The organism is Dyadobacter sp. NIV53 (assembly GCF_019711195.1).
In the GTDB taxonomy this organism is placed as follows: Bacteria; Bacteroidota; Bacteroidia; order Cytophagales; family Spirosomataceae; genus Dyadobacter.
In genome coordinates this window covers 7,206,432-7,225,137 of sequence record NZ_CP081299.1, presented here as the reverse complement: position 1 = coordinate 7,225,137, position 18,706 = coordinate 7,206,432, and the positions used below count along the sequence as shown (strand labels likewise).

The 18,706-nt window shown below is 36.8% G+C and carries 21 protein-coding genes and 1 pseudogene; 8 read left to right on the top strand and 14 right to left on the bottom strand.

Translation table 11 applies throughout. The features are described from left to right. Positions 1 to 207: 207 nt before the first annotated feature. From KZC02_RS29825 to KZC02_RS29770, 13 genes and pseudogenes are all read right to left on the bottom strand, one after another. On the bottom strand, positions 208 to 834 hold the full coding sequence (locus tag KZC02_RS29825; RefSeq protein ID WP_221392003.1) for a hypothetical protein: 627 nt from the start codon (positions 832 to 834) through the stop codon (positions 208 to 210). 405 nt (positions 835 to 1,239) lie between these two features. Next, a complete protein-coding gene (locus tag KZC02_RS33495) occupies positions 1,240 to 1,335 on the bottom strand; it encodes a recombinase family protein (protein ID WP_221392002.1) in 96 nt (31 codons plus the stop codon). A gap of 139 nt (positions 1,336 to 1,474) precedes the next feature. Beyond that, a complete protein-coding gene (locus KZC02_RS29815) occupies positions 1,475 to 2,122 on the bottom strand; it encodes a master DNA invertase Mpi family serine-type recombinase (protein WP_229253889.1) in 648 nt (215 codons plus the stop codon). 872 nt (positions 2,123 to 2,994) lie between these two features. After that, positions 2,995 to 3,204, bottom strand: coding sequence for a hypothetical protein (locus KZC02_RS29810; RefSeq protein WP_221392001.1), 210 nt, complete (start codon positions 3,202 to 3,204; stop codon positions 2,995 to 2,997). Positions 3,205 to 3,221: 17 nt separating this feature from the next. Then, entirely contained in the window at positions 3,222 to 3,701 is a 480-nt protein-coding gene (locus KZC02_RS29805; RefSeq protein ID WP_221392000.1) for a hypothetical protein, read from the bottom strand. Continuing rightward, on the bottom strand, positions 3,688 to 4,677 hold the full coding sequence (locus KZC02_RS29800) for a hypothetical protein (protein ID WP_221391999.1): 990 nt from the start codon (positions 4,675 to 4,677) through the stop codon (positions 3,688 to 3,690). The genes KZC02_RS29805 and KZC02_RS29800 overlap by 14 nt, the downstream gene beginning before the upstream one ends. Continuing rightward, entirely contained in the window at positions 4,649 to 5,008 is a 360-nt protein-coding gene (locus KZC02_RS29795) for a hypothetical protein (RefSeq protein WP_221391998.1), read from the bottom strand. The genes KZC02_RS29800 and KZC02_RS29795 overlap by 29 nt, the downstream gene beginning before the upstream one ends. Further along, positions 4,987 to 5,625 carry a hypothetical protein gene (locus tag KZC02_RS29790; RefSeq protein ID WP_221391997.1) on the bottom strand — a complete coding sequence of 213 codons (639 nt, stop codon included), beginning with the start codon at positions 5,623 to 5,625 and terminating at the stop codon, positions 4,987 to 4,989. The genes KZC02_RS29795 and KZC02_RS29790 overlap by 22 nt, the downstream gene beginning before the upstream one ends. Further along, the gene (locus KZC02_RS29785) at positions 5,516 to 6,052 is read right to left on the bottom strand and encodes a hypothetical protein (protein ID WP_221391996.1); all 537 of its coding nucleotides are present in this window, start codon (positions 6,050 to 6,052) and stop codon (positions 5,516 to 5,518) included. Before KZC02_RS29785 ends, KZC02_RS29790 begins: the two co-directional genes overlap by 110 nt. A 249-nt stretch (positions 6,053 to 6,301) precedes the next feature. Beyond that, positions 6,302 to 6,376, bottom strand: a pseudogene (locus tag KZC02_RS33490) (hypothetical protein); the annotation flags it as partial. A 255-nt stretch (positions 6,377 to 6,631) separates the two neighbouring features. Further along, on the bottom strand, positions 6,632 to 7,303 hold the full coding sequence (locus KZC02_RS29780; RefSeq protein ID WP_221391995.1) for a phage tail protein: 672 nt from the start codon (positions 7,301 to 7,303) through the stop codon (positions 6,632 to 6,634). A gap of 131 nt (positions 7,304 to 7,434) precedes the next feature. Beyond that, complete coding sequence (locus KZC02_RS29775; RefSeq protein ID WP_221391994.1) at positions 7,435 to 7,749, bottom strand: hypothetical protein; 315 nt, start codon at positions 7,747 to 7,749, stop codon at positions 7,435 to 7,437. Between the two features lie 11 nt (positions 7,750 to 7,760). Beyond that, entirely contained in the window at positions 7,761 to 8,447 is a 687-nt protein-coding gene (locus tag KZC02_RS29770) for a hypothetical protein (protein ID WP_221391993.1), read from the bottom strand. A gap of 270 nt (positions 8,448 to 8,717) precedes the next feature. On the opposite strand from KZC02_RS29770, the gene KZC02_RS29765 reads away from it, so the two are divergent. The 5 genes from KZC02_RS29765 (at position 8,718) to KZC02_RS29745 (ending at position 13,769) form a co-directional block, all read left to right on the top strand. Further along, a protein-coding gene (locus KZC02_RS29765; protein WP_221389931.1) for an IS3 family transposase occupies positions 8,718 to 9,895 on the top strand; the annotation gives its coding sequence in 2 pieces (ribosomal slippage) (positions 8,718 to 8,988 and positions 8,988 to 9,895; 1,179 coding nt in all). Positions 9,896 to 10,049: 154 nt separating this feature from the next. After that, complete coding sequence (locus tag KZC02_RS29760) at positions 10,050 to 11,441, top strand: sensor histidine kinase (RefSeq protein WP_221391992.1); 1,392 nt, start codon at positions 10,050 to 10,052, stop codon at positions 11,439 to 11,441. Between the two features lie 85 nt (positions 11,442 to 11,526). After that, entirely contained in the window at positions 11,527 to 11,886 is a 360-nt protein-coding gene (locus KZC02_RS29755) for a hypothetical protein (RefSeq protein WP_221391991.1), read from the top strand. Positions 11,887 to 11,921: 35 nt separating this feature from the next. Continuing rightward, a complete protein-coding gene (locus tag KZC02_RS29750; protein ID WP_221391990.1) occupies positions 11,922 to 12,965 on the top strand; it encodes a sensor histidine kinase in 1,044 nt (347 codons plus the stop codon). Between the two features lie 33 nt (positions 12,966 to 12,998). Continuing rightward, the gene (locus KZC02_RS29745) at positions 12,999 to 13,769 is read left to right on the top strand and encodes a LytTR family DNA-binding domain-containing protein (RefSeq protein WP_221391989.1); all 771 of its coding nucleotides are present in this window, start codon (positions 12,999 to 13,001) and stop codon (positions 13,767 to 13,769) included. Positions 13,770 to 14,469: 700 nt separating this feature from the next. Here the strand turns inward: KZC02_RS29745 and KZC02_RS29740 are convergent. Next, positions 14,470 to 14,913 (bottom strand): recombinase family protein, encoded by a 444-nt coding sequence (locus KZC02_RS29740; RefSeq protein WP_221391988.1) that lies wholly within the window; start codon positions 14,911 to 14,913, stop codon positions 14,470 to 14,472. A 141-nt stretch (positions 14,914 to 15,054) separates the two neighbouring features. Between KZC02_RS29740 and istA the strand changes: the two genes are divergently transcribed. The 3 genes from istA to KZC02_RS29725 all read left to right on the top strand — a co-directional run bounded on the left by istA (position 15,055) and on the right by KZC02_RS29725 (position 18,700). Continuing rightward, positions 15,055 to 16,605 carry an IS21 family transposase gene (istA, locus tag KZC02_RS29735; protein WP_221391987.1) on the top strand — a complete coding sequence of 517 codons (1,551 nt, stop codon included), beginning with the start codon at positions 15,055 to 15,057 and terminating at the stop codon, positions 16,603 to 16,605. Between the two features lie 15 nt (positions 16,606 to 16,620). Further along, positions 16,621 to 17,346 (top strand): IS21-like element helper ATPase IstB, encoded by a 726-nt coding sequence (istB, locus tag KZC02_RS29730; RefSeq protein WP_221391986.1) that lies wholly within the window; start codon positions 16,621 to 16,623, stop codon positions 17,344 to 17,346. Between the two features lie 622 nt (positions 17,347 to 17,968). Further along, complete coding sequence (locus KZC02_RS29725) at positions 17,969 to 18,700, top strand: transposase (RefSeq protein ID WP_221391985.1); 732 nt, start codon at positions 17,969 to 17,971, stop codon at positions 18,698 to 18,700. Positions 18,701 to 18,706: the final 6 nt, after the last annotated feature.

Here is an 18,706-nt window from a genome sequence, read left to right as displayed (position 1 = left end):
TAAAATCCGCAGACTGAGTCTTATGAATCAAATTAACATTCGCAGTTATAGGCTTCGTCTCATTCAAAGACATAATTGATGTAATTAAGTGAGAAAAATGAAACTGCCCTTTTGATCTATTTTTACTAAAAACTGTGGAATTTGACTCTTTTTCTCTAACTAAATGGAAATTATCCAGTCCGGCTTTCTTGATTATAGGAATAATATTTAAAAAAGGAGTTCCAATTGATGTTGAGTTTTTACAGACTTATGACCTGCATTTAAAACAAGCATTTTATTTACTTCTTGTTCTGGTGATAAATTTGACCAAACTTCAAACCATTGGGAAACTAGAAAACAATCATCTATATTAACATTTTGCTTATTCAAAATGTTAAGTTTATAAAATTTTAAAATAGACTCAAGAACCTTTGAATTAGAATTTATTTTTTCAAGTTTTTCTGAAAATTTTCTAGCTAATTGTAGTCTTGAAAAGGAGAGAAACTCATCAGAATATTCCAATTCATTTTTAAAAAACTGAATTGTTTCCCAAATAGACTTCAAACGGTAAGTTCTTTGCAAACCATCTAAAATTTTAAACTCAGAAATTTGAATTTCATTACCGTTCAAACGATAACTTTCAGCATCAATCACAAGTACAATTGGTGGAATGTGTCTTTTTAAAAGAACAGTATCAATCAGATTATCCAGATATGTATTAGTGACAATTTCTCTTTGAATCTCGTACTCTCTATACTCCTCTGACAAAGAAATTACAAAGTCCTTCAAAGTAAACTTTGTTAGATAGCAGTTACTACTATCCTCATGGATTGTATCTAATATTGTACCTTTCATAGTGTTACACTTAGTAAGCAGTAAGAAAATCATTTGTAACTACTATCTGACTTAACTGTTTTAGTAGAATTACAACGTAGCATTGCTAAAATGGTTTTTGACCGTAATGTAATAATTTAATTTGTGTAATTCTGCGCTAAGTGATTTAATCAACTTTTAGTTTGGGCCAGCCTACTGTCTGTATACCTTCATGCCTTAGGTAATTGTAAAGTTAGTCTTACTGCCAATTATCAACTATTAACAAATCTGATTGGCTGTTTAATTTCTTACTTTGATACAAGGTAGCGCCCAGACTCGCCGATTCATTAGATTTTTAGTCAATTCCTTAGGCCAACCTCCTACCCTTATCCTCGCACCTGCCGCTTCCATAGCAGCCAAAGTCCGTCCAATTTCAATCTCTTTCAATTAAACCATAAGTTTAATCAGCTCATAGGCAGTTCTGCCAAGACGGTCAATCCTCCAGACAACTATGACATTCCCTTTTCTAAACTCCGAAATCATCCTTATATATTACGATATCTGCAAGCATCCAAAATCTTTTCATGATAAATTTCTCACACCTGCTTCCTTAAGAGCATCAAATGTAAGGGTTAAAAAAATCCGTGTTTTTAGTCAAAACAAATTTGGTAATTAACAGTAATTATGAATCTTCTCTTAGCTTCCTGCTTTTGATATAATTTTCCACTGTTAAGCGGTTAACGCCTAAAATCCTGCCGATCGTAGACACAGCGACTTTCTTACCCAATAATTCTTTAATCGTATCATCCTTGCCAGTCAGTTTAGTCTGCTTCGAAAGAGCACCGGCCGGACGGCCTACCGGCAGCCCTTCACTTTTCATTCGTGCCATGGCTTCCTTGGTACGCTGCGAGATCAGGCTGCGTTCAATCTCGGCAGAAAGGGAAAAAGCAAAGGCCAGTACTTTTGAAGAAATATTATTACCCAGTTCATACCCTTCCTTGAGGGCAAATACCTTGCTTTCTTTCTGCATGCAAATATGCAGGATGCTCATGACCTCCATCAGGTTTCTGCCCAACCTGGAAAGCTCACTGACGATTAATATATCATTTTTCTTTAAACCGGTTAAAACCGCTCCCAGCTTACGGTCTTCGGACCGCTTGCTGCCACTAACCGTTTCTTCGATCCACTGCTCCACATGGATCTTTTTGCCAGCTGCATATTTTAGAATCTCATAGCGCTGGTTCACCACGGTCTGTTTGTCTGTGGAAACCCGGATATAGGCATAAATCATAGCAAAAACCAGAAAGTTAGTATTAAGGGCACGATTCAATATTTAATTATACAAGTATACGATAAAATTAGGGTATAATATACCGCCTAAAATATAGCATACTTAAAGGGACCTTTTAATTAATCACTTCCACAAATTAGTAAATTCGATAATAAGAAAACTGAAAATTTCTGAAACGAAAAATATGTACTATCTAGACCACATTAATGGATTGATAAAGTAACGTAGATCTTAAAACCTTATTATTTCATAGATCTGAAGGCCGGTCCCGAAAGAAATATCTTCTTTCCGTTAAATCCTGAATGGATAACTGGTTGAATCTGTCTACCTTTTTGACTATACTAATGAAAGGAGAAGGGTCATTTACACAACAAACGCAATTGAGGGAATGCACCGCCAGATCAAAAAAAGTAACGGAAACGAAAGAAGCTTTTACCTCTGACCAGGTGCTTCAAAAATTGGTGTATTTGGTTGTCCGAGATCTTTCTAAAAATGGACCATGTCAATTCATAACTAGAGTTGACAATGTCTCAATTGTATTTTAGATTCAGTGACCGATTACAGGCTGATCGGGGATTTTACCTTGGTGGGTGAATATTCGAAAATCAAATTCTGACACAGTTCATCGTACACTCCCGAATTGCATTTTTTCTATTTGGTATTAAACGGTAATTATTGATTACAACTTAGTTCGTTTATGCATATATGGAGAATAAAGACATCGATTATTTTACTTTGAGAAAATACATTGAAAAGATGTATGGTAATATTGGAATAGCTTACCAATTACTATTTCAAACTGCTCAATTGGTACACTAATCTAATCAAGCTCACATTCAAGTTGAACCCATTCACTTTCTCTTGTTTTCGGTAGCATATCGTAAATTGAAATTGTACAGTACGCTTTGACTTCAAATTTCAGTCTTTTTTGCAAATCGGTCAACCAGAATCACTTGAAACATCTCTATGTCACTACCATATAAAGGTTTTTCTGATTTTATAAATAACCATTCGCTGTAAGAATTCCCTTTTCCGATCGCCATAATTTCCGGTGTTTGTACGGCAAATGAGAAACGTCCAGTAATTGAATTATTAATAGCCGCTTTAAATTTCCCCTCCAAGCGTCGCATATTCTACATTATTTTGCAAAAATTCGGTAAACTGGTGTGGGATTTCTAGCGCCATTAATCGAAAGAGCTGCATCAAAACTAAAGTCTCCTCCAATGTTTTTGACGAATTTTGGTTGAGGCATCAGATTCAAAATATTTACTGGCTGTTCTTCAGAAAACCTTACTTTATAACCAACTTCACTTACAGATTTAAAACCGCCTACTTTCATAACTCCCACTTTGTGAGTAAGAACGTAAACGTTGTAACGCTTAAAAAGTTGAATTTCAGGCGGCACTTGTTTACCTAGTATTAGGTTTAGTTTTTTTAAATTTAGTGAGACCGGTTGTTTACCAATAAACAGTCTTATATTATCAACTTCTATATCCGGGATATCACCTCCCATCTCTCGTCTACCCGGCGGAATTTCGAAGTTTTCATTTGCATTTGTATCGACTGTTAGGTCAAGAATGATATTTGACTCCAAACCAATTATTTCACGATTTTCCATTTTGAGTAGGTTTTGAGTTGAAAGATATTTGATTTAGAAGAGCACTTAGCTGAATTAGCTCTTCATTCAGATCTAAATAATCAGGATTATTTAATGCATTATTAAGAGCCATTTCAATACATTCATCCATAAGCACTCCGTTCTTATTAATGTCAGTTACCTTTGGTAAAATAGCTGTAATCTCCTGAATTAATGCTTGTGTTGCGGAGGGGCTTATTCTTATCGGAAAGAAAATTACATTACTAGCATATCCATTGTGGATTAAATACGCCTGTAGATCGGTGGTCCCTCTCTCAAAACATGAAAAAATAGCTACTACTTTATGTATTAATTTACCATTATCTGCAAGAGTTTTTAGGAAGCTCTCAAATGTTTCATCTTTATGGCCACTTACTAATAAGATATTTGATTCGGGTATATTGTCATCTGCACTTAAAAAGGTGTCGTCTACCTCCACAATTTTTATTTTCCCATCTTGTAAGGTCTGTTTCATTCTGGCAATTAAATCTTCCTTTATCAGACTACCTTTTGTAGGCATATAGGCTGCTATATCCTGTGGACCTTTTATAGTAGGTAGTCTTTTAATTCTACTTATTCCCGTGATACCTCGACTTAAATAAAAACGCTTTGACGGATATTTCTTTTTTAATTCTTTCATCAATTCGGCTGGATTAATCCAACTTCTTCCACCAAGTTTTTCATCAACAAAAAATGTGGTATTTACATTATCCCTTTTAAGTATAATACTAGAGTGTAATTCATCCCTTGAAATTACAATTGGTAAATCGTCTGGTGTATCTTTAATTATTTCGTCAATTGGGGTAATCAATTCATCATACCTTTCCAAATTACCCCAAACGGCTTCTAAAAGGTCGTTACCTAAGAATATGCTTGCTTTTTGGGTTTCTGGGTCTCTCGAGCCAATACGTAGCAGTTGATAATCTTTATTACTTTCTGCATTTTGCTTTAAATCCATAGCCAGTCTTTTTCTCTATCAAAGAGATATCTTTACTGGTTGTTGAGCGTACATTCCAGATAGGAGCACGGTTGAGAATAAAGTAATTATCTCCATTTTTTATTAAATAACTAAAATCATCAGAGCCTTCCGAATTAGAATACTCTAATATCTTACCTTTGGGCTCATAAGAATATTCCTCAAAATATTCTTTGTGAAATTTTACATAATCGTTAAGAGCAGTTACGGTCTTTTCATCAAATTTCTCAGTTTCGAGTAATCCTTTTGCACTTTGAAATATTTTTAATCTTGATTTGGATCTCTCAATTGCTAGGTCAGATTGTTGTAACATACTAGATTTATCATAAATTTCATCAAGTACATTTTCATATTTATTATAATCGATATAAAAGCCTTATATTCCTCTAAATAGTCCTTTCCTTCAATAGATAAATTTCCTAAATCATCTATCAGACGCTTACCTTGCATACTTGCATCTTGAACCGCCTCAGGACTATATTTATTAATCATATCCTCATAGGCTTTTAAGTCTCTAATAGACTTTGGCAGAAGTTTTCCTAAATTATCAAATTTTATTCTTTTGTTATTTATTCCTTGTTGCCAAGTTGTTAAACTATATTTTTTACCATATACCTTATAAAATCTTAGGAAAGCCTTTGACTCGCCAGTTAAATTTCCATTTGCATCAAACTTAACCATTCCAAGCTCATAAACATTAAATAAAATCTTAGCTCCAAATTGCTCACTTAGCTTACTGTAAATCTCAAATTCTTTATTTAAACGTAATTCTTCTTTCTCTAAACGTGGTTTTTCACCAGGATAATTATTATTTCTTCCATCAAGAATGTCTTTTTTTATCTTTCCATTTTCTTTCCAATAATAATCTTGGAAATTTCCTGGATTTACTTTGGTATCTGTAGATGATAATTTTTTTGTTAAAAATTTCATCAGCATATATTCCCTTATCATCTCCAATCTCTGTTCCAACAATGGTATATTTATCGATTTTGTTTAATTCAACAGTCTTAATATCTTTTCTTTCGGGATTAATCCTTATTTCAAGCTTGCTAGTTCCCCTTCCTGTCATTAGAAGAATTGAGTTTGGCCCTTGCAACGCAGCTTTCAAATTTCCGGGGTAATTACTGCCGTTAACCTTTATTGGAATATTTTCACCAGCATGAATAAATTTATAGCTATCTCCATAAGGAGCTCCCCGATTTAAATCAATACAAATAGTGGCCAATGTAGCTACTGATTGGCCAGCTGCCTCTAATGCAATCGATCCAGCAGTTGGTAATATCGCTAACCGTTGTGGTAGTGCTTTTACTGTCAGCACTTGGACAATCATAACTAGTATTATCAGTAAGTTTTTCATAAAAATCTCATTTATAAGTATTTAGATATAGAAAGATTTAAAGAAATGTAATAAATGAAAAGAAGATTATGCGACAATTTTTGAGTAGAAATCCTAGCTCTGATAAGTGGAATTGCAACAATTATGCGGACAATAGAGGAGCTGCAGTTTTCTTTTTGTTTAGAAGTTCTTAAAATTCTTTGATAGACAGATTAATGCAGAATGGATTCTTTTTCTATTGTACCGCAGTGACGGCCGCCACATTTCGATTTATTCAAAGATAATTACTGCCGGCAGCTGCATATCGATGAACCTGTTTTGATAAACACATTCTGCTTTCAAAGTCTTGAAAAAACTCTATATGAATGCATTACAACAATGCTGATGAAACAATCAATTGCTTCAATAATAAACTGAGATCTGTCTAAATGTTGGAGGCGTTCTGATCGCCGAGTTCAACGCTCACTTGTTTGAACTCTTTATCAAATACTCTTCTTTCTAGAAACATAAGTGTTTAGTTATAAAAGTTTCACTTACTCTTTCTTATTATGAAAATAACATCTTCCTTATAAGTCAGCTCCAGTATATCAAATAATAAGTTCAAAGCACTTTGATAATAAAATTTACCGCAGCATTTTTTGGGCGTGTCTCCTTCCCTCCATTCTCTCCAACTCTTTGTGGTGGATTGTTAAGAAACTGATCATGTGATTCCCAGGCAAGTGACCAGTCACCACCACTGTAGCGACCTCCAATGTTTATATGCCGGGGTAAATTAAGCAAATGATCATGGGCTTGTACATGATGGTTCTGGATAGATCCAACGCGATTTCCTTCATTTGCTCCGGATCTTGGTGATTGCCGCGTGTTAAAATCAGGATCATTGATGCCAATTGGGTCCCAACCTCTAAGAAACATTCCACGGTAATCCGGTAAATTAAAGTTTCCAGTAAGTACACTATTTGAATCAATTCCATTACCATGAATAGTAGATAAAACTTCATACAATTCCGGGTAATCATTCGCTTTTAACGGTGATCCATCACAGACTAGGAAGCCTTCAGGTACAGCGTCACTGGCATAAGCAAAGATTGTACCAATGGGCACCGTTTGTTTGATGAGTTTTAATAAGCTTAGTTCACGAATCTCCTGATCATCTATTGTACCAGCTCTTAAGTTGGTAGAAATAGCAAGACTGATGGATGATACATTCACTTCAACAACTACAAAACTAGCAGTCTTTCTAAGATTATTAACAAAGTCGCCCTTTTCCAATAATTTAATACCTCTCAGCACAACTTCGACCGTCTGTCCTTTAATTTCAGTTACTCGTTCTTTAAATAAATGATATTGCTCAGAATTCTTAAATAGGCCATCACGTATAGACTTGGAATCTGAATTTAAACCTAATGAGCCGAAAAACTTTCGCCAACATACTCAAAATAGAAATCCATTCCGGTAGTATCTTCATTATAAGTTTTCCTTATGAATTCATTAGCACTTTGAAAATCATCAATAGTTTTAAGTTTGTCGACGATGTCAAAAAATAAAACTATCGGTTTAAATTCATTTGAATTTAAACCGGTCCCTTCAATAATCTTGCGGTCTAATGCGGCAGCCTCTTCTCTGCTTTTAATAATTTCTTGCTTAAAAATGTTGGCAAAATCATCAAAAATTCGACTGAAAACGTTTGCCAGCGCTGACTCTAGCTTCTCCTGCATTCCTGGAAAGGCTACGATACGTGCATTTGCAATTGTGGCTGCATCTCTAACAACTTTTTGGATTTGCTTTGCTGAAACGTAGTTCCCCCTGCTTGGAGAAGGTCTTTATATGCTAAGGTAGATTGTATATCTTCGACAGACCAGGTTAACGTCGCATCTTGTGTGTTCAAAACATTATACTTCAATCCAACTTGAACTTTAAGGCCAACAGGATCGGTCACAATATTTTCAAATATCTCTTTGTACGGCTGCGATACTTTTACTACTACTAGTTCAAGGTCTCCCAGTGCGGAGTCATTGGAGTCGCTAACCAATGGTTCAAATTCAACCCCTGATAACGAGGATTTGAATTCAATGGATTGAATCGGCAACGGGGAAACTTTACCGGAAGATATTACGGCACCACCAATCTGACCCTTCAATCGTCTTGTCGTCATTTCTGCGGCATAGTCGATTATTCGTTGGGGATAACACTTTAGCTCAAATGTGTAGCGAAAAGCATTGTCAACGAAAATTGGTTTTGGTAAATTACCTGCTACATTAAACAAACAAAGAGGCGAAATATAAAATGTAAGTTTACTCACGTCTTCGACCGTTTTATTTTCGTCGTTACTTTCAGGTTCATACACCAAAATAGTTTTGCCTGTTTGTGGATCTATAAAGCTAAATCGCTCTTCTTTTATTCGTGTACCTGCCATATCAAAATTGTTTAATATTGAATTACATCTATTCTATGGAAACGCTTGAATATTTGTGATTAAAACGTATCTTAGATTACTTCTTGCCAAGCGCCTTAAACAAAGATAAATGGAATGCCAATCTCATATTTACCAAATTATATGAATAAACAGTTTGAGTTTATGAAGAGATGAAATGGACTAACGAACTGCATTGAAAATATGCTTTTGCTGGACTTGCTACCTTTAAGTGGACATTGAGTTAAGTGAAACTTTTATAACTTAACACTTATGTCTGGAGAAAGAAGAGTATTTGACAAGGAGTTCAAACTGATGAGCGTTGAACTAAGCAATAGCCGCACAGACCTTGCTGCACTGGCAAAAGAATTGGATGTTCCACCTGCTATGCTATACCGCTGGCGTAGAGAGTTTTCTGCGAAACAAAACGGTAGTTTTCCTGGCAACGGAAAGGTGATTTTAAGTGAAACGGAACAGGAATTGGCCCGGCTAAGGAAAGAACTCCGCGACACACAACTTGAACGAGATATCTTAAAAAAGGCTGTAGGCATTTTCTCCAGGAGCGATGGCAAATATTCGGGTTCATAAAGGATCACCGGAAAATATTTCCCATTGAGAAAATGTGCATGGTTTTTAAGGTAAGCAGAAGCAGGTTTTATACTTGGCTGAGCAATAAACTATCGGATACAGCTATTGAAAATCAGACCCTTATCGATAAAATAATTGTTATTCATGGGGATAGTAAACAAACGTACGGAAGCCCCAGGGTCACTCAGGAATTGTACAAACTGGGGGTGAAAGTGTCCCGTCCAAGGGTCGCCAGACTGATGAAGAAAGCAAAAATAAGAAGTATTGTCAAGAGAAAATTCCGTGTCACAACAGATTCTGAACATACATATCCGGTTGTAGCAAATAAGCTTAACAGGCAATTTAAAGTAGAAAAAATAGCTACTGCGTGGGTGTCTGACATCACATACATTAAAACGACGCAAGGTTGGCTATATCTCACCATAGTACTGGATTTAGCTGACAGGAGAGTAATTGGATGGGCGCTTAGTTCAACAATGAAAGCTATTGATACTGTGATACCTGCGTGGAAAATGGCTCTGAAAAATAGAAGCGTAACCTGTGAATTAATTTTCCATTCGGATAGGGGAATTCAATACGCCTGCAACGAATTTAAAAGTTTGCTGGACAAAAGCCCACTGGTAATAAGAAGCATGAGCAGAAAAGGAAATTGTTGGGATAATGCGGTTGCTGAAAGTTTTTTTAAGACCTTAAAAGCAGAATGTGTTTACCAAAATACTTTTATTAATAAACACCAGGCAGCAATAATTGTATTTGAATATATTGAAACCTGGTATAATAGAAAGAGGCTTCATTCTGCCCTCGGGTACATGTCACCAAAAGAATTTGAAGAACTTTTAAATATGCAGAAAATTGCGGCTTAACATTTTGTCCTCTTTATTGTTGCAATTCCATTGCCGTAAATAACAGATATAACATAAACAATTATCGTGAGTTGTTTTTCATGCGAAGTTTTGCTAAAATTAAGTTACGTTTAAAAGCTAATATTTAAGAGTTAAGATAACTATGGATAACGACATGGACATCTTAGAATATAGCCATTTTAATAGCGATGCAAGGCGTCTGCGTTTTCCGTTGGAGCTTGAAGAAGAATATCTTAAAAATTATTTTCTTTTGACAATTACCGCTCCTCTAAAGTCGATTATTATCGCATCTCTAATATATTTAGCTTATTTTGTTTTGGATATTTTTGCTGCTCCGATACACACAGATACAACTCTGAACATTCGTATGTTGGTAGCTATACCAGCAATAATTGTTTCAGCGGCGATTTACAACAGAAAAATCAAAACCGGTATGTATCAAACATTGTTTTGTTTGATGGCTATTGTTGCTGGATTAGGAATTATAATAATTATTTATAACCTGTCACCTGCTGAAATTGGCCGTACATATTATCCAGCAGGATTAATCCTCGTTATTATCTTCGCATGTTCAGGAATTATGCTAAGATTTTGGTATGCCCTTTTGGCCACTCTGACTCTTATTGTAGTTTTTAATATTATGGCGTTTATTAATCCTTTGGAAGTTCCTAATTCATCTGGTACGGTTCATCTGATTCATAATTTTAATTTAATTGGCGCCTCATTTTTAAGCCTTTTCGCTTGCTATTCATTGGAAGTTTATTCTAGGATGGACTTCTTACAACGAAAAACTATTGAAGCAGAAAAACATAGGCTGGATAAACTTGTGCTTCAGTTAGAAAGTAAAAACATAGAAATACAAGAACAACAAAGGCGTATGGAATTAATTAAAGACCAGTCTATTAAAGCTGAAATGGCATCTTTAAGACTTACAGCATTGCGTAGTCAAATGAATCCGCATTTTTTGTTTAATTGCATGAATACCATTGAAGCCTATATTGTTAGCCATAAGCCACAAGAAGCAAGCGAATTTTTGCAAAAATTTTCTAAATTAATACGGAGTTCTCTGGAGTATTCTAACTCAGATGGTATTTCATTAAAGGATGAATTGGAAACCTTGAAATTATATCTTCAACTTGAGCAAATACGAGCTAATCATGGCTTTACATTTCAGATTAAATTAGATGAATCTCTACTTCGTGAAAATTTTATTATCCCACCACTTATTATTCAACCATATGTTGAAAATGCAATCCTACATGGGATTCATTTCAGGGAAACATCCTTTGGAAGGATTTTAATCCATCTACTGATAAATGCAGAAAATTTGATTTGTACCGTTGAAGATAATGGAATTGGCATCGAGCAATCGTTGCGAAACAAATCGTTGCGAATGAAAAATAAACAGTCACTTGCAATGGCATTTACTAAGGAAAGGTTAATATATCTTGCGGGAAAAGTAAGTGTAACAGATTTGTCATTGTATGGTAGGACGGGAACTCGCGTAATAATTACTATTCCTATCAAATACATGGCTTCCGATTAAATTGTTTTAAGGCAAAGCCCGAGACGCTTTTTAATAAAATATTAGAAGGAATGTTAAAGTACCAAGAATCATTATTCTAGTAATCATGTCAGCTAAGAAACGCCCAAATGAAGAAACTGAGTTTCAGCAGATGACTGATGATTCGTGTCCTGACTATAGTCGGCTGAGGATTGCTGCTTTAAAACTTCGATTTCCAGCGGCATTAGAGGAAGAATATTTAGAAAATTATTATAAATTAACATTTTTCACGCCTGTTAAGGGTATTATCATTGCTACTGTTGTATATCTCTCTTTTGCAGGTCTAGACATCTTTGCATCTCCAGAAAAATCTAATAATATAATCTTCGTCCGTTTTGCAGTTGGCCTGATTGCACTAATTGGAATAATAATAACGTATTTAAAAAAATTGAAATTAAAAACCATCAAATTCCATTTAGCATTTTAATAATTATTGCTGGGATTAGTATAGTCTATTTTGTTTTGCAACTTGAGCCATCCGACCGTGGACATACTTATTACCCGGCTGGCTTACTTCTCGTAATTATTTTCGCCTGTTCAGGAATAGCATTACGTTTTTGGTATGCCCTGACTTGTACAATTATTTTATTGCTATTGTTTACTGCCTGTATGATATTTAAGTTTCCTTTGTTATCTGAAGATTACAGGGACATTATTATTATTCATCAAATTGATAATATTGGGGGCTCCATACTCGCATTGTTTCCGGGTTATTCGCTAGAAGTGTATACCCGCATGGATTTTTTACAGCGTAAAACCATTGAAGTCGAAAAAATCAAGCTTAATAATCTCGTTCGAACATTGGAGAACCAGAACATTCAAATTGAGGAACATTTAGCTGAGATTGATAGAGTAAAAACTAATTCTTTTGAGTCTCAATTAGCAGCACTGCGTTTGAAGTCATTAAGGAATCAGATGAATCCCCATTTCCTTTTCAATTGTATGAATAGCATTGAGGCATACATTGCAGCTAGTAAACCTGCTGAAGCACAGCTTCTCCTTCAAAAATTCTCAAAAGTTGTGCGGGAATTACTTGAGAATTCACAATTTGATGTAATACGCATATCAAAAGAAACAGAGGCACTAAAAAACTATCTGCATCTCGAATCCATAAGACTTAAGCGTAGTTTTACCTATGAAATTGTTATTGACGATAATATTCTTGAAAAATATCTTATCCCACCGCTAGTTATTCAACCTTATGTAGAAAATTCTATTCTACATGGGTTTAAGGGATATTTAAGTTTCGATGCCCAAATATTGATTGAATTCAAAGTGAATCAAGCTGCCATGCTATGTAGAATTGAGGACAATGGCATTGGAATTGAGCGTTCGTATAACCAAAATTCTAATCAATTTAAAAGGGAGAGGCAATCTCTTGGAATGCAATTGACAGAGGAAAGAATTAAATCTTTCGGTGGATCTATTAAAATATACGATTTATCTGTTTTCCACAAATCTGGTACTCGGGTGGAAATACTTTTTCCACTCGTTGAAAGCACTTAACATTCTTTAATATTGATAAACTGTGAATTTAAGATGAAAGCAATAATAGTGGATGACGAAGTCATGGCAATTACGCTGCTCAAAATTAAGTTATCAAAGTTCCCGGATGTTCATGTAATTGCCGAAGTAAGTAACCCCCGTCAGGCTGCTGCCGTAATTCAAAAATATCTGCCGGATGTTGTATTCTTAGATATTGAAATGCGGTTAAAGGATGGATTTGAAGTTCTACAAGACCTATTTGAAATTAACTTTCAGGTAGTATTCGTTACTGCGCACAATGAATTTACAATAAAGGCAATTAGAGCAAATGCTTTCGATTATCTACTTAAACCTGTAGATGAAGATGACTTAAAAATTACTATTAGTCGGTTACAACAAAAGCTTTCACAAAAAATCCAAATAAATTATACTAAGGAGTTAGTTAACTTGGTGACTACGTTAAGCAACGGAAGCATCGGGCCAAGCAGGATAGCTATTGCTACGACTGAAGAATTGACATACATAACGTTATCCGAGGTCATAAGGTTCTCCGCAGATGGAGCTTATACAGAGATATATCAAAAAGACAGGCTAAAAGTAGTGTCGTCTAAACCACTAGGCCATTACGATTATGTTTGTGAAAATCCTTTGTTTTTCAGAGTTAACCGGTCTCATATTATCAACTTAGACTGTGTAGTACGCTATAAAAGAGGCGATGGTGGTTCAGCTATACTCCTCGATGGCAGTGATATTAGTGTATCGAAAGCCAATAAAGCAACTTTTCTTTTAAAGGTTCTAGGTAAACCATCGTTTGAATCTGAATAGTGAAAGATAAATCAGCAATTGCTATAATTATTAATCTTAGTTTATTTGTTATAACTTAATTATTTAACCCTCTTAATTCTTATCAAAAAAATCGTAGATTCAGAAATGTCGGTTTTGGTCGTATTATATATTTCTGATAAAAGGCAGCAAAACGAAATATAACTTTTAGCGTTGATGTATGGCTACATACTTTGTAAGTCATTCTACAAAGACCGAAAATTCGATAGAGAACATTTAACGGAATTATTAATTGCTATGGGAATTAATAACAGATCTGGAAGACTCTCATTCCAATTCTATATTCGGCAAAGAGGACAAGATTTTATACTATCTGAGTAACCTACCGATTTTTTTAATTCAGGATGATTTCCGGTAGACTAGTAAGCCATTCCTGATAATATTCGTTGGTAGAATTAGGATCATAATAATAAAGGTTACGCATGTCCAAAACGGAATGTTTAGGTGAGTTTTTCTCTGAACCCATCCGGTACATTTGTTAAAGCTTCCATCTGATTATGATGCTGCTTGTCGAAAGGTTGGCGAACATAAAGAAGTTTGCCAAAATCTATCATTTAAAACTGGGTTATTTCACAAAGCTATAAAATTTTTGAGTTGTTTTCTTGTTACCCAACCTTCGATCTCAATTCCCTCGTGTCTTAAGTAATTGTAAAGCGTGGTCTTGCTTCCAATCTTTAACTGCTCACATATCTGATTGTTTGTATATTTTTTGGTTAAGCCTTTCGGCCTGCCCTCCTACCATGCCCCTTGCCCGCGCAGCTTCCATTCCAGCCAAAGTCCGCTCCATCAAGATCTCTCTTTCGTTTTCTGCAAATACCGAGCTAAGCATATCCCAGAGCCGCCCCATTTTGGTAGAAGTGTCAATGCCTTCGGAAATACTGCGGAAGTCCACGCCCATTTCTTTCCATTCCACCATGAGCTTGACTAGCTCATAAGTTGTCCTGCAAAGCCGGTCAATCCTCCAGACTGCATATTCCACTCTATAGTTTACCACGATTCCGATTTCATATTTTACCAGGAAATCCGAACATGCTTTACCAGTGTTCCGGAATAGTTTACCAGTTATTCTGCGGTGGGTTTTACCAGCTATTCCGCTGTAAACTTTACCAATTGGAAGTAAAATCAAGGCATTAAAAGTCTGTTATTCCGACAGATACTTTACCGGATTTTCCGCTACATACTTTACCACTGAGGGTTTTATACCGTTCTGGGATACATTTGATTACGATCAAAAACTATCCGAAGAATGGCTAATAAATCACTTAGTATGCAAAAATTACGTCAGATACTTTTATTCCTGAAAAGGGGTTATTCCGAGCGCGCTATTGTCAAGCAAACCGGTATTTCAAGGCAGACTGTGCATCAGTATGCCAGATTGTTTTTGGAAACCGGAAGTGATTATAACACCCTTTTAACGCTTAGTGATCATCAGCTGCACTCCATTATTGAAGGGAATAAACCAGAAAAGGAGCAGGTCCGGGATACGCGTAAAAGCCAGTTTTTAGACCAGATCGATTACTTTGTACTGGAATTAAAAAGGGTTGGTGTCACCCGCCAGCTTCTTTGGCAGGAATATCTCGAAGCGCACCCTTCTGGTTTTCAGTACTCCAGGTTTTGTGAACTTCTTGATATAGAAATGGGCCGCAGGAAGCCCAGTATGCATTTTAGCCATAATCCAGCCCAGCTGATGGAGATCGACTTCGCGGGTTCAAAACTGCATTATGTCGATAAGAAAAGTGGTGAGCTATTTGAATGTCCCGTACTAATTGGTGTGTTGCCATTCAGCGGTTATGCTTATGTAGAAGCCCTTGACAATGCGAGTCTGCCGCAGGTAATCAAAGGCTTGAACAACATGCTTGATTATCTGGGTGGAGTACCCTTAAATGCAATTTCAGATAACATGAGACAGTGGGTAAGCAAATCCTGTCGTTATGAGCCAACCTTTCCACAGATGCTCGAGCAGTGGTCTATCCATAACCACATAGGCCTGTTGGCTACCAGACCAGGTTTCCCCAAAGACAAGCCTTCTGTAGAGAATCAGGTATTGATCACTTACCGCCGCATTTACGCCCTGATCCGCAATACAACTTTCCATAGCCGTGCCGAGCTTAATAAGGCCATCCTGCAAAAGCTTGAAGAACATCACCGGCAAAACTTTCAAAAGAAAACATACAGCAGATACCAGCTATTTAACTCCGAGGAAAAGCCCTTATTACAACCCTTGCCTCAGACGCCTTATGAGCTTCGTCATTACACACGGGGCAAAGTACATAAAAACTACTATGTCGTGGTAGGCGAAGACTGGCACTTTTACAGCGTTCCAAGCACGTATGTAGGTAAAGAAGTACAGATTGTTTACGATAGCGATTGTGTAGAGATCTACCACCGTCAGGAGCGGATTGCTCTTCATAAGAGAAGTTTTAAAAAACATGCCTACACTACCGAATGGGAGCACATGCCCGAGAACCATAAAAGGATTGCTGAACAAAAAGGATGGAACCCAGAGTACTATCTCAGGAAGGCCTCTGAAAATGGTGTCTATACACGGGAGTTTTTTGATAAACTAATGCAGAGTAAAATAACGATTCACCAGGCCTACGGCCCTTGCCTTGGTATACTGAGGCTCATTACAGAATATGGTCCTGCTAGAGTGGAATCAGCTTGTAAAAGAGCCTTGATGGGAAGTAAATACAATTATGGTGTGGTTAAAACGATCCTTAAAAACAACATGGATCTGGTTGTAGAGCTGACCGAATCACCTTCCCCAATTCCCGTTCATACCAACATCCGTGGTGCAGATTCTTATAAAACAATTTAACAAACAGTACAGATTATGAACACTCAAATGACCGTAGAGCAATTAAATGTTCTCAAACTTACCGGAATGGCCAAACGATATCAGGCTGCCTTAGCGCTGCCCTCACACGAGCAGGAAGATGCACATTCACTTATCGCCTTACTGTGTCAGTCCGAGCTCGAATACAGAAATCATTATCGAACAGAAAGGCTGCTAAAAAACAGTAAACTGCGTTACAATGCCCTGCTTGAAGAAGTTATCTGCACCCCCGAAAGGGGGCTTTCCCGCGAGATGCTGCTACGGTTATCCGACGGAATGTTTATTGAGAAAGCTGAAAATATACTTATCTGTGGGCAAACCGGAACAGGTAAAAGCTTTTTGGCGTGTGCGATAGGTCGCAGCAGCTGCTTGCTGGGCTACAAGACCTTGTACTTCTCGATGAATAAATTCCTGGAAAACCTTTCTCAGGCGAAGCTCGATGGTTCTTACCTGAAATGGATCCGTAATATAGCGGGCCATCAGGTATTGATTCTTGATGACTTTGGTCTGAAACCACTATCGCCAGACGCAAGGCTGGCCATGCTGGATATCCTGGAAGACAGGTATGGGAAATCCGCTACAATCGTTACCTCGCAGCTGCCGGTAGACAAATGGCATGAGTTCATAAACGAACCTTCAGTTGCCGACGCGGTGCTCGATAGACTCACAGCATCGGCAAATAAAATTGATCTTGTGGGGCGCTCCTTGAGAAGACGAAAATAAAAAACTAATATTGAATGTTCAACTTAACATCCTCAGTGATGTAAGTACTTAGCTACTGGTAAAGTTTCCTTCGGAATTACTGGTAAATATACAGCCCGGAATGGTGGTAAAGTTTTCCCGGAATATGCACCAGACAACGATGACATCACCTTTTCGAAGCTCCGAAATCATCCTTATATATTACGGTCTTTGCATGGAAGCTCCGGATATATTTTCTCACAGCCTGCTTTCTTAAGCGCATCAAACTGCAGATCCTGATTTTGCTCGGTCCTCGAGACCCTAATGTATCAAATCACCATTCCAAATAGTACAGTTTAACGTGCCGGTTTGCAATATACGGTAATTTGTTTTGGTGTACCACTCCTATGTTTACGAAGCTAATTAAGTCTAAAGGATAAAAGTTAGATTTGTAAGATAAAGTGATAAAAGGATGAGAGCAGATGTACCACTTAATAACTCATGAAGTATATTGGATTTTAGAAATTGCCTCATCCTTTTTTATCTTTTCGAGTCTGAACAGAATGTAAGGAATTGAGTATTGCTCAATATCCAGAATATCCAACCAGGAGACAAGACGAACCGGGAGATTCATCACTTTATGTTAACATTTAACATTATAAGTATGAGCACTTTAAAACAAGTATTGGGAGTAGATGTTGCCCAGAAAGAATTAGTTGTCACACTAGGTCGGTTGCTGGCGGATTTAAGCATTGAGCTGTATGCTTTTAAAGTTTTTAGTAATACCGAAAAGGGATTTTCATCCTTGCTTACGTGGACTAATAAGTTAATAGATCCTGATATAGAGGTGCGGTTTGTGATGGAGGCCACGGGGGTATATCATCAGAAGTTTGCTTACTTCCTGGATGATCATGGCTGTGCTTTAAGTATTGTTTTACCAAACAAGATCAGCAATTATATCAGAACTTTGGAAGTTAAAACCGTTACCGATAAAAGCTGTTCTGAAGCCATTGCCAGGTTTGGATTAGAGCGAAAATTAGATAGCTGGAAGCGTCCCAAAGGGAACTACAAAAGTCTTCAACAACTTACCAGAGAACGTGATCAAATAATTTCAGAGCGCTCGGTGGTAAAAAATCAGTTGCATGCGGAAAGTCAGGAAGCAGAACCACATGAGCGGAGTTTAGAGCGTCTCAGGGAGCGGATTTGGTTTCTCAACAGACAAGAGCAAGAAATCAAGGAAGATATACTTCAGGTTCTCAGTCGAGATTCTGAGCTCAAAAAAGAAGTAGAGATAATTAGCAGTATTCCAGGAATCGGCGAATTGACAGCTGTCATTATTTTAGCAGAAACAAAGTATCCGTCCGACGAACCCACATTGTGTAGATTGGCTTTTTGACAGGTA

Excerpts from the sequence above, each read along its gene's own strand:
- KZC02_RS29825 (WP_221392003.1), bottom strand. The coding sequence starts at position 834 with ATGAAAGGTACAATATTAGATACAATCCATGAGGATAGTAGTAACTGC.
- KZC02_RS33495 (WP_221392002.1), bottom strand. The coding sequence starts at position 1,335 with ATGATTTCGGAGTTTAGAAAAGGGAATGTCATAGTTGTCTGGAGGATT.
- KZC02_RS29805 (WP_221392000.1), bottom strand. The coding sequence starts at position 3,701 with ATGGAAAATCGTGAAATAATTGGTTTGGAGTCAAATATCATTCTTGAC.
- KZC02_RS29800 (WP_221391999.1), bottom strand. The coding sequence starts at position 4,677 with ATGGATTTAAAGCAAAATGCAGAAAGTAATAAAGATTATCAACTGCTA.
- KZC02_RS29795 (WP_221391998.1), bottom strand. The coding sequence starts at position 5,008 with ATGTTACAACAATCTGACCTAGCAATTGAGAGATCCAAATCAAGATTA.
- KZC02_RS29790 (WP_221391997.1), bottom strand. The coding sequence starts at position 5,625 with ATGAAATTTTTAACAAAAAAATTATCATCTACAGATACCAAAGTAAAT.
- KZC02_RS29785 (WP_221391996.1), bottom strand. The coding sequence starts at position 6,052 with ATGAAAAACTTACTGATAATACTAGTTATGATTGTCCAAGTGCTGACA.
- KZC02_RS29775 (WP_221391994.1), bottom strand. The coding sequence starts at position 7,749 with ATGCAGGAGAAGCTAGAGTCAGCGCTGGCAAACGTTTTCAGTCGAATT.
- KZC02_RS29770 (WP_221391993.1), bottom strand. The coding sequence starts at position 8,447 with ATGGCAGGTACACGAATAAAAGAAGAGCGATTTAGCTTTATAGATCCA.
- KZC02_RS29760 (WP_221391992.1), top strand. The coding sequence starts at position 10,050 with ATGGACATCTTAGAATATAGCCATTTTAATAGCGATGCAAGGCGTCTG.
- KZC02_RS29755 (WP_221391991.1), top strand. The coding sequence starts at position 11,527 with ATGTCAGCTAAGAAACGCCCAAATGAAGAAACTGAGTTTCAGCAGATG.
- KZC02_RS29745 (WP_221391989.1), top strand. The coding sequence starts at position 12,999 with ATGAAAGCAATAATAGTGGATGACGAAGTCATGGCAATTACGCTGCTC.
- istA (WP_221391987.1), top strand. The coding sequence starts at position 15,055 with ATGCAAAAATTACGTCAGATACTTTTATTCCTGAAAAGGGGTTATTCC.
- istB (WP_221391986.1), top strand. The coding sequence starts at position 16,621 with ATGAACACTCAAATGACCGTAGAGCAATTAAATGTTCTCAAACTTACC.
- KZC02_RS29725 (WP_221391985.1), top strand. The coding sequence starts at position 17,969 with ATGAGCACTTTAAAACAAGTATTGGGAGTAGATGTTGCCCAGAAAGAA.